Genomic DNA, 15,204 nt, shown 5'->3' on the forward strand with positions numbered 1-15,204 from the left:
ATGCACAAAACTTAGGACCAACAGGAACTGAAGGTTGCACACAACCAGGTCATTGTGTTGGACAAACGGGATGGTTAGGTTGTCACCAACAAGAAACTATTGCTACAGTATGTACACAAGTAGGTTGCGAACCAACACACCTTTTAGGTTGCACTGGATATGAAGGTTGTATTCAACCAACAGGTACGCCTCCTGAAACTGTGTGCCCTCAAGGAGATGCAGATGCTCAAGCACTTGGTCATACAGCTTATGAAGGGTGTGGACAACACGGAACTGAAGCTACTCTATGTACACAAATAGGTTGCGAACCAACGCATCTTATAGGATGTACTGGATATGAAGGATGTATTACTCCAACTGGAACACCACCAGAAACTGTGTGTCCTCAAGGAGATGCAGACGCTCAGGCACTTGGTCATACAGCGTATCAAGGATGTGGACAACACGGAACTGAAGCTACTGTATGTACACAAATAGGTTGTAATGACACATTAGGTCATACAGCGTATGAAGGATGCGGACAACACGGAACTGCTGCTACTGTATGTACGCAAATAGGATGTGGACCTACACATCTTTTAGGATGTACTGGGTATGAAGGATGTCACCAACCAGGAACTGCTGCTACAGTATGTACGCAAGTAGGATGTGATGGTGGAAATGCACAAGCACAAATACATAGTATTCCTGTTGCTAACTGTATTCCTACACGTAGTTGTACAGGAGCATGGCCAGTATGTTAATAATAGCTTATCTGTAATAGATACAACTATTTTTTATTATTATATAGCTGCCTGTTTTTTGCAGGCAGCTTTTAAAACTCAAAATTATTTTTATGCGCTTAACAAAGAAAAATATCACTCACTATCTACTAGACAAAGGTTTTTTAGAACCAACTTCATTCATGTCTGGAGATTATATGCTTACACAAACACAAAGCAGGAATTCTATTTTTAAAATTCAGCAACAGCTAGACAAAGGATTATTTGTTAAGCAACTCATAGCGCAAGATGCTACCAATAGTTACTTAATGCAAAAAGATGCTACGAGTCATTATTTAATTCATCAATCAGATTTATTTAAAGAAACAGCAACACATATTCCAGATTATTATGGGTACGATCCGTATCACAACATTTTAGTAACGGAATATTTTGCAAACACAAAAAACATACACGAAACTGTGTATAGAGACAAAAAACTATCAGAATCACACGCAGTTAAAATGGCGCATATTTTAGCTTCGTATCATTTTGATATTACTGATGAAATAAAAAATAATAGCTCACTACAATTTTTCAGCAAACAAATTCCTTGGATTTTAAACACAGGACAATTATTAAATAGAAGCTCAAAAGGGATTAACAATACTGTCATTTCTGAAATTCACAAACATCAAGATTTGGTAAAAAGAATGGAGAAAGTGGCTGCTCAGTGGGAAACTACAAGCTTAATTCACGGAGATATTAAGTGGATGAACTTTATTGTGATGCCAAATAATGAAGATGTAAAGTTGATTGATTGGGAAATTGCCGATTTAGGCGATCCATTATGGGATGTAGCTGGTATTTTTCAATCGTACTTTAGTGCATGGGTTTTAAGCTTTAACAATCAAAATATTCAACAACATCAGCAAATACAAGGTTCTGAATTTTTAACAATTGAAACCATTACTCCTGTTGTAAAATTACTTTGGAAAACATATGCATCTGCACAAAAATTCACAGAAACAGAAGCAAGAGAAAAATTACTCAAAACACTTTCATACATGGCTGCACGCATGATTCAAACTGCTTTTGAGAACAACATGGCACAAAAACAAATGTATGCAAACTCAGTACGTATTTTACAATTTTGCAATCATATTTTAGGAGATCTAGAAAGAATTGCGAAACAATGGAATTTAATAGACTAAGACGATGAAAGACAACACATATACACAACAAGTACAACAAATTATAAATGCTATTGAAATTACGTCTTTAAGCACTTATAAGGTACAAGGAGAAGAAGAATATGTTCAAAATCAGATGCCGTATCAAACATTTGCAGAAGATTTTAAATCGTTTGGAAGTAACTCAACTGTAGACGATCAGCAACAACGTACCAATCTTATCAATGCATTAACAAATACAATTTATTCTAAATTTTATTGTGGCATTAAAAATGGTCAACATACTTCAAAGATTCCGCCAAAAGCAGAACGCAATGAATTTATGGATCAACTCTCGCAAGCAAACACTTCTGTAGGTGGGTTTGATTATCATTGGAATATTTACAATATTGACACGACAACAAAAAATGTATACGTTCAAAAAAATGGCGAATTACGATGGTTACAACCTAATAGTTATCGGTTTGTAAATCCTCAACAAAAACAAGCAGTAGTTAATACCAAAGTAAACTTAACACGTCAAAAAGAAAACAAAAACATTCAACCAGTATTTTATCATGTATTTGGAAATGAACTATTTCCTCAAGAAGTAGAAATTGGACGTATTTATTGGAACGTTTCGCCAGAAGGCGCATCCAAACTCATCAACTTACTCACAATAACTTTAAACGATTACAAAATTCCGTTTCAATTCAAATGCTTAAATCATCCTGAACTCTACGTACGTTCTGATTCGGCTGTTTTATACTTTAACAAAAAGCATGTACAACTAATCTCTATCATTTTAAATACTGTAATTCCAAATTTAGAACCGTATCTTGTAGACGAAATTCCGATGTTTACCAAACAACTTTTTAAAGGTGTTAGTTACGCGGAAGATCCTGGGAAAGGGCAAAGTTTTGGAATGAGCAGATCATCTACCATTGCAACAGCTTTAGTAGATGCGTTTCAGCAAGAAAAAAATACAAAACAAACGTTTGACACTGTCGTAAATTCTTTATTAAGAAAAGGAATGACTCTAAACCGTTTGTACCTTAACAAGCATACAGCACTAACGCCAACGTTCCCAACTTATGAATAATATAGAAACCACACTCAAAAAAGATGTACAAATGTATGTGAAAACCGCACATAATATTGGTAAATACTTAGCCAAAGAAGCATTATGGTATAAAGACATGTGTAACTGGACAGGTCATGAAGTAGGTAGTGTAGGCGGTAAATTTGAAACCGTTGTCAAAGCTTGTAGCATTGATCTTTATAGCGGACTTACTGGAATTGCTTTATTCTTGGCAGAATTATATGAAAAAACCCAAGATCCTATCATACTACACACACTAAATGGTGCTTTAAATACTATATATTTCAATTTAGATAAAAATAAAGTTAACAACTTTGGATACTATTCTGGAAAAATAGGTGTTGGATATACCTTATGGAAAATTGGAAAAAAATCAGGGAATAACGAACTCATTACAAAAGCGCTTAGTTATATTAAATCTGTAAAAGATGAAAATATTGCCGATTATGAAGTAGATATTATTTCGGGCGCTGCCGGATCTATCTCTGTGTTGTTAAAACTATACTATGCAGAACAAGACGATGATTTCTTGGAAATTGCTAAAAAATGCGGGCAATTTCTACTAGGTAAAGCCATGAAAAAAGGAGACGTCTATTCATGGATGACTGTTGACCAAAAGAATGCCTTAACGGGATATTCGCATGGAGCTTCAGGAATTGCTTCTGCACTGATGGAGCTATATGCAACAACAAAACAAGAAGAATATTGGTATACCGCTATGGGCGGATACAACTATGAGAAGCAATGGTACAACCAACAAACGCAAAACTGGCCAGACTTACGTGAGTATAATGGCACTAAGCCGTTAACCTACGGAGTAATGTGGTGTCATGGTGCGCCAGGAATTGCCATTGCACATTTAAAAGCCTATGAAATGACCAAGCACGAATACTTCTTACAAGAAGCTAAGATTGCTCTAGAAACTACCAAAAGAAGCGTCATTCAAGAAACAAATATAAACTCAAAAGCAAACTTCTCATTGTGCCACGGATTGGCTGGAAATGCTGACATCTTACTATATGCGAGTCAAGTATTAAACAATCCTGAATATGCACAAATTGCAAAAAATGCAGGGAACTTGGGAATCACACAATACGATGCAACAGGCGTTGTATTTCCAAGTGGTGTAAACGATCCTAGCGGATTAACAATTGGGCAACAAGAAAATCCTGGACTCATGTTGGGAATGTCGGGAACAGGCATGTTTTACTTGCGTTTGGCAGATATGATGAATATTCCTTCTGCGTTGGTACCTTAGAATTTATGATATAAGAATTCGAAGATTTCACATAGAAAATAGTAGAAAACACAATTAACTAAAATATTGATTCTATAATCATATTAAGCAATATAAATAACCACAAACTACATTGGTATTATACAACCTATAATTGTCGAATTGTAGATTAACTTTTTATGAATTAATCGTTTTTATGTATTAATTTACTTTATAATTAATTTTTAAAATCAATAATCATGAAAAAGATAATACCAATATTAGCTATCATCATTCTATATTCTTGTGAGAATGATGAGCTAATAAACGATTCAAAAACTGCTCAAAAAGAAACCGCAGAAACAAGTATCAAAAGTTTAGATCTCCCAGAAGGTTGCCCTTATTCATATGATGATTATAATGCTATTGAATCAGATTTTGTTGTAAATAACATTACCGAATTAAAAACTGCGATCACAAATTCAGTAAATGGAAACATTATATATTTAAATGATAATGTAACTTTTTCTTTCGCTGAAAGCGACTTGCCAATCATCATAAATAAATCCATAAAAATTGTAAGTAATAGAAATCAAGGTGGTTCTGAAGGCGCTATATTGCATAATAATTTCGTTGGACAAACAATGTTTAAAGTTGAAGCAAACGATGTCACTTTTAGTGGAGTTAGAATCTTTGGGCATAGTACTAATATTTTCCCTTCTTCTGGTGAAACAACTGGTATTGAAATAGATTATTATGATAGATTAGTAGTAGAAAACTGTGAAATTAAAGGTTGGTTTTTAGCAGGAGTAAAAATCACTAACTCCAAACAAAATAAAATAATCAGTAATTACATTCATCACAATAGAAGAGCTGGTTTGGGTTACGGAGTTGCTGTATATAATGATGCTTCCACAGAAACAGATGTATTAATTTCTTGTAATAATTTTGAATACAATAGGCATGATATCTCTGCTAGTGGTAGTGAAGAACAATCGTATGAAGCTTCCTATAATATCATTGGAGAACCTGGTGATGATGGAGTAAATAAAACACATAGATTTGATGTACACGGAAAAAATGGAGGAACTGAAGAGGTAGCCGGAAAACATTTCAAAATTCATAACAACACCTTTTTATATGAAAGAGATAGAGACATTCCTATCAGAATTGGTGGAATTCCTCAACTAAGTACCGATATCAATAACAATACTTTTGCACAAAAATGTAAAAGACACGCCATAGAACAAAGAACGTTAAACAACGTGCTCAATCAAGAAAACTGGGTATCTATGAACGTTTCTAGTAATACCTATTCAGGAGAAGCGATCAATAATATAAACCTAGACAATTACTTTTTAGCTATCAATGAAGCCTATGAATTTCAACGATACGATTTTGGAAATGAATGCAACTGTTACAATGAAAAAGTACAAGTTGCACATACAAGTCCAAGTATTTACAAAAAATTCTATGTCGGAAATTGGGTCGGAAATTCAACAGATGATGTCCTTGCGTTAACACATGACAATAAACTTATCTTGTTCCCTTATAACAACAGTACTTTTTATGGGCAAGGTGGTCCGATTGAAGTTCCAATTATAAATCCGTCTAGTTATGTGGAATTTTACGTAGGCAATTGGACAAATAATGGCACCGACGATCTCATTGGCTTAACAAATACTGGACAATTTATCCTTTTACCTTTTAATGGAACTTCATTTGGCGGACCAAATTATGGGAACGTTATTGGACACGTAAACCCTAGCACCTATACAAAATTCTTTTCTGGACAATGGACAGGAAATGGAACGAATGATCTTATTGGATTAACAAATAGTGGTGATTTTTATCTATTCCCCTTTAACAATAGTACTTTTTATGGACAAGGTGGCGCTTCTCATGTGGGAAGTATTGGTTCAAATACATTTAAAAATTTCTATGTCGGAAAATTTAAAGCTAACGGTTCTGACGACTTGATGGGTTGGACTGATGACGATCAAATTATTTTGTTCCCTTTCAGTTCGAACACATTCCAACCAAGCTCTGTAATTGCTGTGAATTTTATACATTATAAAGATTTCATTGTGCACAAATCCTTCACTAGTCAAGCTGACGAGTTCATCTTTATTACTAATAATAATCGCCTGAAATTATTTCAACTAGAAAGCACATTATACAATAGACAATTTATTGGCTGTGTAAAAGAATACGAACTATTTCTAGGCGGAAAATGGAAATAAAAACACTTTAATTCCTACAAACAAAACTTCATAACAAGGGTTATTTTCCCTTTTATTTTTAAGGTATTCCCTAGTGAATACATTTTTAGAAGCGTGTACTTTTACTTATTGAAAGTTCAAGTAAAATTCATGTGTATTTCTGAATAGAGGTTGTAGTCGTTCATAGATAGTTAGGTACATGGATTCGAAGAACTTACGAAAATCCCAAGTGTCCGCTTGGGATTTTTAATTCAATGAAACTCAACTTTGAGTAGCCCAAAAAGGCGAACACAAAGATGTACGTTGAATTGATCTCGTTACAGAACGAGATCTCACACATAACACATTTTGGAAAAAAAATTCAACTTTCAAATCTACTTTTTCAGCACTCATCTTACTCTAAATATCAACATCTTTTAATTTCTTTGATTTCCGTGTAAAGTTTTGAAAAAAATTGCGTCCTATTATAGACTGTTTGATTTTGCGTATTTTAGCAGCTCTCAAACGAAAAACAAGCATAAAACATGGACAAATCATATTACAATCCAAGAGACTTAAAAAAATTTGGAGCTATTACAGAATGGAGCGAAGAACTTGGAAATAAATTCTTTGAATACTACGGAAAAGTCTTTGAAGAAGGTGCACTCACACCACGCGAAAAATCATTAATTGCATTGGCCGTTGCACATACAGAGCAATGCCCATATTGCATAGATGCTTATACGAAAGATGGTTTACAACGCGGAATTACGAAAGAAGAAATGATGGAAGCCATTCATGTCGGCGCAGCTATTAAAAGTGGTGCAACCTTAGTACATGGTGTGCAAATGATGAACAAAGTTAATAAGTTAGAAATGTGAGTAGATTGTTAATTTTGCAAAGCAAAATTGTACAAGTCACTCATCCTGATGAAAATCAGGATCTCGTAATCAAAAATAGAAAGGTTCTATATAAAAGTTGAATCTGAAACCCAAATACTCTAAATTACGTATACGACTTAGAGACGAAAAACAAAAATTGATCAATGGCGACAAAGTCCCTACAAAAAAGAGAAAGTGACCTAGCAAACACGCAAAAACAATTGGAAATTCTATCAAATGGAATTTTTAAAAGTGGTGAATTGCCAACGTTTGCAAACAAGATAAAAGAAACAAATCAATTTCCTCTAAAACCGAAAAGCATTGAAATATTACAAATCAATGTAGGGTATATGTGCAATCAGGTATGTTCACATTGCCATGTAGATGCAGGACCTGACCGAAAGGAAATCATGACGCGCGAAACCATGCAACAATGTTTAGACGTCATTGAAAAAACTGGCGCACATACGCTCGATCTTACAGGTGGCGCACCTGAAATGAATCCTAATTTCCGTTGGTTTGTAGAAGAAGCATCTAAAATTGGTGTCAAAGATTTTATTGTACGATCAAATCTTACAATCATTCGTGCCAACAAAAAATACTACGACTTGCCTGAATTCTTCAAAAAACACAACGTACATGTTGTTTCCTCAATGCCACACTGGACGCGCGGAAAAACAGACAAACAACGTGGTGATGGAGTTTTCGACAAATCAATAAAAGCGTTACAAGAACTCAATGCAGTTGGGTATGGAATGCCAGATAGTGATTTACGATTAGACTTGGTATACAATCCTTCAGGAGCATTCTTACCAGGCGATCAAATGGCAATGGAAAAAGATTTCAAAAAAGCATTATTGGACGATTTCAACATTCAATTCCATAATTTATTTGCAATCACAAACTTGCCAATAAGTCGTTTCTTGGATTACCTAATTGCTTCTGAAAACTATGAAGATTACATGTATTCATTAGTAGAAGCGTTTAACCCAAGTGCAGTAGCAAGTGTGATGTGTACAAATACAATTTCAGTAAGTTGGGACGGTTGGTTATACGATTGTGACTTTAATCAAATGCTCGATTTAAAAGTAGCAAGCAAATCAAAACACATTTCAGAATACAACGAAGAAGACTTAAGCAAACGAAACATCATCATCTCACAACACTGTTACGGCTGTACGGCTGGCGCAGGAAGTAGCTGCCAAGGAACAGTTGCTTAAAGTATACAAAATTTGGTATGATAGCATTTTTCCACAATGTGTAAATGATTGCAAACGACGATCTTCAGAAATAATGAGTGAAAAGCGGAATTGCGATGCGTAGCATCAAGCATGAAGCGCATGAACGAATGATGCGCAGCAATTTCCTACAGATCGTCTTGACTTTTTTGGTTCGTTTTTGTGTCAAGACAAAAATGAACATATATTCAAAAGTTTAAAAGAAACTAAAAGGTGATACCTTCAGGTAATATGAAATAAAAATTAGAAATGAAGTATATAATATATTCTATAATTCTTTTCACTTTCGTTTTCGCGAACGGACAAACAGCACTCGACAGTCTCCTCCAAAAAGAAAACAAAGAATCCATTCCATACATAACAGTTTCAGAGTTGGTTCAAAAGGAAAACATTGTATTGCTTGACAGTCGCGAAAAAATAGAATATGAAACCAGTCATATCAAAAATGCGGTTTGTGTGGGCTATGATAAATTCAAACTCAAAAAAATAAAAAAACTACTTCCAAAAGATAAAAACACACCAATTGTAGTGTACTGTTCTTTAGGAATTCGCTCAGAAGATATTGCCGAAAAACTCAAAAAAGCTGGATATACCAATGTGTACAATCTTTATGGTGGAATTTTTGAATGGAAAAACCAAGACAATTCTGTGGTAGACAACAAAGGAGAAACTACCGAAAATGTGCATACTTTCAATGAAGACTGGAGTATCTGGCTCAAAAAAGGTGTCAAAATCTACAAAAAGAAAAAATCTAAACAATAAACATGCGCAACAGTACAACGCTTCTCATGACGTTTACACGAAATCCTGAACTCGGAAAAGTGAAAACACGTTTGGCTAAAGGCATAGGCGAAAAAGCCGCTTTAGAAGTTTACATCAAACTTTTAGAACACACAGAAAATGTACTTCAAAAAATAAATACAGACAAATGTGTATGGTATTCGGTTTCAGTTCGACAGAACGATATATGGCCCGATGATTCCTATCAGAAGAAGGCACAATTCGGTAACGATCTAGGAGAACGTATGCTAAACGCATTTAAAGATGCTTTTCAACATAAATATGAAAAAGTAATTATCATTGGAAGTGACTTATACGATCTACAACCCAAACACATTGAAGAAGCAATTGAAGCTTTAGATACAAATGATATTGTAATTGGTCCAGCACAAGATGGCGGTTATTACTTATTAGGTATGAAAGCTTTGCACGAAAAAGCATTTGCTCCAAAAAATTGGGGAACAGAAACAGTCTTAGCAGACACATTGAACGATTTGGACAACCAAAACATTCAACTACTAGAAACATTAAACGACATTGACCACGCAGAAGATTTAGAACCATACGAGGCTTTTAAAAACTATTTACTATAACTAGTAACGTACATTCATCCTAAGAATATACGTTCACAAAAAAGCTACTATGAAAACAAAATTACTCGTATTATTATGCGCTGCATTTGGCGCACTACAAATTAATGCCCAATGCGCACGATCTGGAAACTTCGTCCAAAGTGATCCAGCCTACAGTATCAGTGGAACAGCAAGCCTTACGTTTACCACTGGTGGTAACAAAGACGTTATTTTCGATTCAAACTTTATGACGGTTCAAGGTTTAGACTTAAGAGTGTACTTATCTAAATTAGATGATATTCTGGCTCCTGGCGCAGATCCAATCGAAGTTACTACAGGACCACTTTTAGGCGACAACGGAATGACATCACCAGTATTATCGCCAATCACAGGAATGAAAACATTTTCTATCAATCAAACAACATATCCAAACGTTGACTTAGGCACGTACGATTATATTGTGATTCAATGCATCGGAATTAACGAACGTTGGGGTTATGTAAACTTAGGAGCGGTTAATGGTCCTGATTGTGCATTGCTAAGTGTTAATGAAAAAACGTTGAGTGAATCAGTGACTGTATATCCAAATCCTGCAAATGATTACTTTGAAATTTCAAACGATTCTCAAAACGAACTTGCAGTAGAAATATATGACATCTTAGGAAACAAAGTCATTGCTTCAGAAGCGTCGCGTGTAAAAAAACAATCGTTTTCTTTAGCAAACTTAAATTCTGGTGTATATTTAGTTCAATTAAAAAGCAATAACCAAAAAGTGGTTAAAAAACTGATAAAGCGCTAAAAACGTACATACATTTATGTTAAAACACATCACAGAAACAACCGAATATTTAATAAGTAAAGGATTTGACAATCCAGAAATTGGAATCGTATTAGGAACAGGTTTAGGAAAACTCATCGATGAAGTAGACATCATCGCAGAAGCACACTACAACAACATTCCGTACTTTCCATTAGCAACGGTAGAATTCCACACAGGAAAACTCATATTTGGAACCTTAGCAGGAAAAAAAGTAGTTGTTATGCAAGGACGCTTTCACTTATATGAAGGCTATGACTTTGTAGACATTACCTATCCAATTCGCATCATGCACAAACTAGGAATCCAAAAACTATTGGTTTCAAATGCTGCAGGAGCCATCAATTTAGACTACAAAAAAGGGGATATCATGATCATTGACGATCACATCAACCTTCAAGGAGGTTCGCCATTGGCTTTCAAAGGTGTCAGTCAATTCGGAGAACGCTTTGCAGACATGAGTGCGCCGTATGATGCAGACATGATTGCCAAAGTAGAAGAAATTGCAGCAACGCAAAAAATTGACATCCAAAAAGGAGTCTATGCAAGTGTGGTTGGTCCGCAATTAGAAACGCGTGCCGAATACCGAATGCTAAAAATTATTGGTGCCGATGCTGTCGGAATGAGTACTGTTCCCGAAGTCATTGTGGCAAATCATTTAAACTTGCCATGTTTGGCAGTTTCTGTCCTTACGGACGAATGTGATCCAGATAATTTAGCACCTGTAGACATTGCAGATATCATTGCTGTTGCTGGAAAAGCAGAACCAAAAATGATTACACTCTTTAGTGAGTTGATTAAAACATTATAATTTGGTTGTTCGTTGTTGATTGCTAGTTCTTCGTTAATTACGAATAAACAGATTGCATATCGACAAAAAAAACGAATTGACGACCAATGACATTATAAACTTGGGCGTATCCAAAATGCTTCACTCTTAGGGTGAAGCATTTTCGTCGCGCTCTCGCTAGTCGCTCTCTTAACGTTGAAATAAACGAGTTCATTGGGCGAAGTCGAAGTGAGGAGCTCCAACAATAGCTCCATCGCTTACGCGGAACTTCCCACAAAAATGGGAAACTCAAAGAAACAGCGGAAAATAGTAGTGAGTTGTTAGTATTGAGTATTTGAGATTGAGAAATAAAAAAAGTGTTGTCTGAGGCACTCAAAACAAACAACTGACAACCGACAACAAACAACTAGCAACAACACCATGAACACAAACAAAAAAATCGCGTTACTAACCATCAGATTATTACTAGGTTTTATCTTCTTCTTTCAAGGGTTCGGTAAACTATTCAAATTTGGTGTAGACAATGTATACAACAACTTTTTTGCTAAAACCTATGAAGGTATTTTACCCGACTTTCTATTGTATGGAACTGCGTATTATACATCGTATATAGAATTTTTAGGTGGTTTGTTGTTAATAATTGGACTAAAACGCGACTACACATTATACGCTTTGGCATCTGTGTTAATAATCGTAACTTTCGGGCACGGTTTGGTAGAACCAATTTGGGATTTATCGCATGTAATGTTCAGAGCAATTTTATTGTTGACCTTGCTCCTATTACCAAAAGAATGGGATTACTATCGACTAGACACTTTATTGAAGAAAAAATAAACAGAAACGATTAATGAGTTATTTAGAAACTACACACGACGTATACAAAGAAGCAGCATTAACTCCCGATGTTGGACTGTGTTGCACAACGAATCCAATTTGGGAATTGCCAGGTTTAAAAATTCCTAAAATCATGCAAGAAATGAACTATGGTTGCGGAAGCACAGTTCATGCACGCGATTTAACAAACAATCCGACAATGTTATATGTTGGTGTTGGTGGCGGAATGGAATTATTGCAATTTGCATACTTCAATCGTCAAAAAGGTGGTGTTATTGGCTTGGATGTTGTAGATGAAATGTTAGAAGCATCTCGCAAAAACTTTGAAGAAGCCGAAGCACAAAATGATTGGTTTAAAAGTGAATTTGTAGACCTACGTAAAGGTGATGCATTAAACTTACCTGTAGATGATAATACTATTGATGTTGCAGCACAAAACTGCTTATTCAACATCTTTAAAACAGAAGATTTAAAAAAGGCAATTGCCGAAATGTATCGCGTATTAAAACCACATGGAAAATTGGTAATGAGCGATCCAACATGTGAGCAGCCAATGAACGAAACTTTACGTAACGACGAACGTTTGCGCGCATTGTGTTTAAGCGGAAGTTTGCCAATTGCTGAATACGTAAAAATGTTGACAGATGCAGGTTTTGGAACCATCGAAATTCGTGCACGTAAACCATATCGTATTTTGGATTCTAAGAATTATCCAACAGACGAATTAATCTATATCGAATCAATTGAAGTAGCAGCAATCAAAGATCCTATGCCAGCAGACGGACCTTGTATTTTTACAGGAAAAGCAGCGATATACTTTGGTACAGAAGACTATTTTGATGATGAAAAAGGGCACATTCTACTAAAAAATCAGCCAATTGCTATCTGTGATAAAACAGCTGGAGATTTAGCTGCTTTAGGAAGAGACGATATTTATATTTCAGAATCTACATACCATTACGATGGCGGCGGATGTTGCTAAGTAAAAATATATGATTTACTAATTGTCAGATTGAGCGCAGTCGAAATCAAATTGAAACAATGTGCTTCATAGAATCTCGACTGCGCTCGATTTGACAATTATTTTTCTATTGAAACGAACCGTCACTTCGAGTGATTTTTCGAAATAACATGAAGAAAAATAGTATCGAGAAGTACTTTGAAATATATAAGTTCTTCATAGTAGATCTCGATACAACAAATCACAGATTTGCCACTCGATCAGACGTTTGGATAATAAACTAATAGAGTTTTCTAAGAACTCAAACTATACAAACACCACAATTCAAACACTGAATTGTGGTGTTTTTTATATTATATATTGAACGCCCAAAAACCTCCGTTCCTTTTACTCAAAACCACAGCAGGTTTTGGTCATTTCCTCCGCTACTTTTACACAAAACCTCAGCAGCTTTTTTGAAGGACTATTTTTAGTATTAAACTTTAGTTGATTTTAAAGTTTTACAAAGGTGTATATAAAATTTTTCATTCCATTTTACGGGAAACCACATTGCATATAAGTAATCTTTACTTTACATTTATGAAAAATAATAGGAAGTTTCGCTGTGATTCGTTCCTGTTATGAACCAATTTTAGTAAAAAATGGGAATTGCTATTATACATATGTTAGGTAAAATTTAAAACCAACCGTAAAGAATGAAAGAATTAGAATATATTAACGTTAGAGAGAAGATTAAAGATTTATCTCTTAATAATGGAAATGGATTAATATTTCTGCCTTATAATTTTGAAAACGCAAAAGGTGTTAAAGAATTTATTTATGATGATTCTGTTAAGGTAGTAAATAAACTTTGGCGTAGCGAAAATATAAATATAGAAAGACTAGAAAATGATATTTCGGAAACAAAATATTATCAAGAAAATGATATAACTTGGATTGGACCAACTATATTTATTGCTTATTCATTCTGGTCTGAAAATCCAAACTTAATGGCTGTAGGTCTATCTGTCGTTGCTAATTATTTAACCGATTTTTTTAAAGGCAAAACAGGTTCGCCAAAAATAAAATTAGAATATATAGTTGAAAAGAATCCAAAGAAAAAATCTAAAAACGTAAGATTCAGTTACGAAGGAGATATTCAAGGATTGGACAAATTACCAAAAATTCTAGAAAAGTTAAAAAATGAATAACAAGCTACTCGAATTCCGAGACATTGCTGACAAAGTGTTTAAAGATGAAGGTAAGTTTTTAAACTTTACATCAAGTGATGAAGACAAGAAGAAAGCAATAGAAAGTTTAAATGATTTAAAAGAAAAAGCTGAATTAGAAAAAAATAACGCTATTAAAATTTCTGATAATGATTTGGCTAACGGATTTGCAAGTTTTGAGCTTGTAATCGAATCTATGAAATCTGAATATAAGATGTGGTTATCACTAAATGAAAAAAACTACAATAAAGCTTGGGACTTTTTAGTTGACGCACAAGATTTTGCCATTTTATCAATGCAGGCTCATAATGTTAATAGTCATTTAGATAAGTACAACCAAAGATTGTTAATCATAGAAAAATTACTATTTCCGCCACAACTATTTTTTAGTGACAGAACTATTGTTTCAAAAAGTTCTTGTACTATTTGCAATAAAGACATGCAAGAATGTGAACACATAAAAGGTAAATTCTATATGGGAATTCAATGTTGTGAAAGAGTGGAAAAAATTGAATCTATTGAAGGAATTGACATTGTTAAAGAACCTGCCAATAAAAAATGTAGAGCAATTTTCTGAAAAAAACTTTGCTTAACAACGTATATAAAAATAGCTGGTTAACCGCTTAAACGAAACAAAACGAAGAAAATAAAGGTCTGTTATCATCCGAAAAAATTAGTGTATAAATCCGCTACTTTTCATATACAAGACCGTACCAACAAGTAATACAAAG

General features: G+C 34.5%; 15 protein-coding genes. All 15 read left to right on the top strand.

Features of this window, described 5'->3' with window-relative positions:
• Window positions 1-743 (top strand): hypothetical protein (locus ACRBBL_RS08745; RefSeq protein ID WP_431368653.1); only part of this gene is annotated, 743 nt, incomplete at its 5' end.
• 92 nt (window positions 744-835) lie between these two features.
• Window positions 836-1,915, top strand: coding sequence for a phosphotransferase family protein (locus ACRBBL_RS08750; protein ID WP_431368654.1), 1,080 nt, complete (start codon window positions 836-838; stop codon window positions 1,913-1,915).
• A 4-nt stretch (window positions 1,916-1,919) separates the two neighbouring features.
• Window positions 1,920-2,975 carry a T3SS effector HopA1 family protein gene (locus ACRBBL_RS08755; protein ID WP_431368655.1) on the top strand — a complete coding sequence of 352 codons (1,056 nt, stop codon included), beginning with the start codon at window positions 1,920-1,922 and terminating at the stop codon, window positions 2,973-2,975.
• Complete coding sequence (locus ACRBBL_RS08760) at window positions 2,968-4,233, top strand: lanthionine synthetase LanC family protein (RefSeq protein WP_431368656.1); 1,266 nt, start codon at window positions 2,968-2,970, stop codon at window positions 4,231-4,233. The genes ACRBBL_RS08755 and ACRBBL_RS08760 overlap by 8 nt, the downstream gene beginning before the upstream one ends.
• Window positions 4,234-4,451: 218 nt before the next feature.
• Window positions 4,452-6,434 (top strand): hypothetical protein, encoded by a 1,983-nt coding sequence (locus tag ACRBBL_RS08765; RefSeq protein ID WP_431368657.1) that lies wholly within the window; start codon window positions 4,452-4,454, stop codon window positions 6,432-6,434.
• A 503-nt stretch (window positions 6,435-6,937) separates the two neighbouring features.
• On the top strand, window positions 6,938-7,273 hold the full coding sequence (locus tag ACRBBL_RS08770) for an arsenosugar biosynthesis-associated peroxidase-like protein (RefSeq protein WP_431368658.1): 336 nt from the start codon (window positions 6,938-6,940) through the stop codon (window positions 7,271-7,273).
• Window positions 7,274-7,437: 164 nt separating this feature from the next.
• Window positions 7,438-8,493, top strand: coding sequence for an arsenosugar biosynthesis radical SAM (seleno)protein ArsS (gene arsS / locus ACRBBL_RS08775; protein WP_431368659.1), 1,056 nt, complete (start codon window positions 7,438-7,440; stop codon window positions 8,491-8,493).
• 267 nt (window positions 8,494-8,760) lie between these two features.
• Window positions 8,761-9,273 (top strand): rhodanese-like domain-containing protein, encoded by a 513-nt coding sequence (locus tag ACRBBL_RS08780; protein WP_431368660.1) that lies wholly within the window; start codon window positions 8,761-8,763, stop codon window positions 9,271-9,273.
• Between the two features lie 2 nt (window positions 9,274-9,275).
• Window positions 9,276-9,884: a TIGR04282 family arsenosugar biosynthesis glycosyltransferase gene (locus ACRBBL_RS08785; RefSeq protein ID WP_431368661.1), complete on the top strand. Its 609-nt coding sequence runs from the start codon at window positions 9,276-9,278 to the stop codon at window positions 9,882-9,884.
• A gap of 49 nt (window positions 9,885-9,933) precedes the next feature.
• Window positions 9,934-10,662 (top strand): T9SS type A sorting domain-containing protein, encoded by a 729-nt coding sequence (locus tag ACRBBL_RS08790; RefSeq protein ID WP_431368662.1) that lies wholly within the window; start codon window positions 9,934-9,936, stop codon window positions 10,660-10,662.
• A 16-nt stretch (window positions 10,663-10,678) separates the two neighbouring features.
• Complete coding sequence (locus tag ACRBBL_RS08795; protein ID WP_431368663.1) at window positions 10,679-11,491, top strand: purine-nucleoside phosphorylase; 813 nt, start codon at window positions 10,679-10,681, stop codon at window positions 11,489-11,491.
• 399 nt (window positions 11,492-11,890) lie between these two features.
• Window positions 11,891-12,304: a DoxX family membrane protein gene (locus ACRBBL_RS08800; protein ID WP_431368664.1), complete on the top strand. Its 414-nt coding sequence runs from the start codon at window positions 11,891-11,893 to the stop codon at window positions 12,302-12,304.
• 13 nt (window positions 12,305-12,317) lie between these two features.
• On the top strand, window positions 12,318-13,286 hold the full coding sequence (gene arsM, locus ACRBBL_RS08805) for an arsenosugar biosynthesis arsenite methyltransferase ArsM (protein WP_431368665.1): 969 nt from the start codon (window positions 12,318-12,320) through the stop codon (window positions 13,284-13,286).
• Between the two features lie 674 nt (window positions 13,287-13,960).
• Entirely contained in the window at window positions 13,961-14,455 is a 495-nt protein-coding gene (locus tag ACRBBL_RS08810) for a hypothetical protein (RefSeq protein WP_431368666.1), read from the top strand.
• The gene (locus ACRBBL_RS08815; RefSeq protein WP_431368667.1) at window positions 14,448-15,050 is read left to right on the top strand and encodes a hypothetical protein; all 603 of its coding nucleotides are present in this window, start codon (window positions 14,448-14,450) and stop codon (window positions 15,048-15,050) included. The genes ACRBBL_RS08810 and ACRBBL_RS08815 overlap by 8 nt, the downstream gene beginning before the upstream one ends.
• Window positions 15,051-15,204 lie beyond the last annotated feature (154 nt).

It is taken from the genome of Kordia sp. (assembly GCF_050633145.1).
In the GTDB taxonomy this organism is placed as follows: domain Bacteria; phylum Bacteroidota; class Bacteroidia; order Flavobacteriales; family Flavobacteriaceae; genus Kordia.

Excerpts from the sequence above, each read along its gene's own strand:
- ACRBBL_RS08750 (WP_431368654.1), top strand. The coding sequence starts at position 836 with ATGCGCTTAACAAAGAAAAATATCACTCACTATCTACTAGACAAAGGT.
- ACRBBL_RS08755 (WP_431368655.1), top strand. The coding sequence starts at position 1,920 with ATGAAAGACAACACATATACACAACAAGTACAACAAATTATAAATGCT.
- ACRBBL_RS08760 (WP_431368656.1), top strand. The coding sequence starts at position 2,968 with ATGAATAATATAGAAACCACACTCAAAAAAGATGTACAAATGTATGTG.
- ACRBBL_RS08765 (WP_431368657.1), top strand. The coding sequence starts at position 4,452 with ATGAAAAAGATAATACCAATATTAGCTATCATCATTCTATATTCTTGT.
- ACRBBL_RS08770 (WP_431368658.1), top strand. The coding sequence starts at position 6,938 with ATGGACAAATCATATTACAATCCAAGAGACTTAAAAAAATTTGGAGCT.
- arsS (WP_431368659.1), top strand. The coding sequence starts at position 7,438 with ATGGCGACAAAGTCCCTACAAAAAAGAGAAAGTGACCTAGCAAACACG.
- ACRBBL_RS08780 (WP_431368660.1), top strand. The coding sequence starts at position 8,761 with ATGAAGTATATAATATATTCTATAATTCTTTTCACTTTCGTTTTCGCG.
- ACRBBL_RS08785 (WP_431368661.1), top strand. The coding sequence starts at position 9,276 with ATGCGCAACAGTACAACGCTTCTCATGACGTTTACACGAAATCCTGAA.
- ACRBBL_RS08790 (WP_431368662.1), top strand. The coding sequence starts at position 9,934 with ATGAAAACAAAATTACTCGTATTATTATGCGCTGCATTTGGCGCACTA.
- ACRBBL_RS08795 (WP_431368663.1), top strand. The coding sequence starts at position 10,679 with ATGTTAAAACACATCACAGAAACAACCGAATATTTAATAAGTAAAGGA.
- ACRBBL_RS08800 (WP_431368664.1), top strand. The coding sequence starts at position 11,891 with ATGAACACAAACAAAAAAATCGCGTTACTAACCATCAGATTATTACTA.
- arsM (WP_431368665.1), top strand. The coding sequence starts at position 12,318 with ATGAGTTATTTAGAAACTACACACGACGTATACAAAGAAGCAGCATTA.
- ACRBBL_RS08810 (WP_431368666.1), top strand. The coding sequence starts at position 13,961 with ATGAAAGAATTAGAATATATTAACGTTAGAGAGAAGATTAAAGATTTA.
- ACRBBL_RS08815 (WP_431368667.1), top strand. The coding sequence starts at position 14,448 with ATGAATAACAAGCTACTCGAATTCCGAGACATTGCTGACAAAGTGTTT.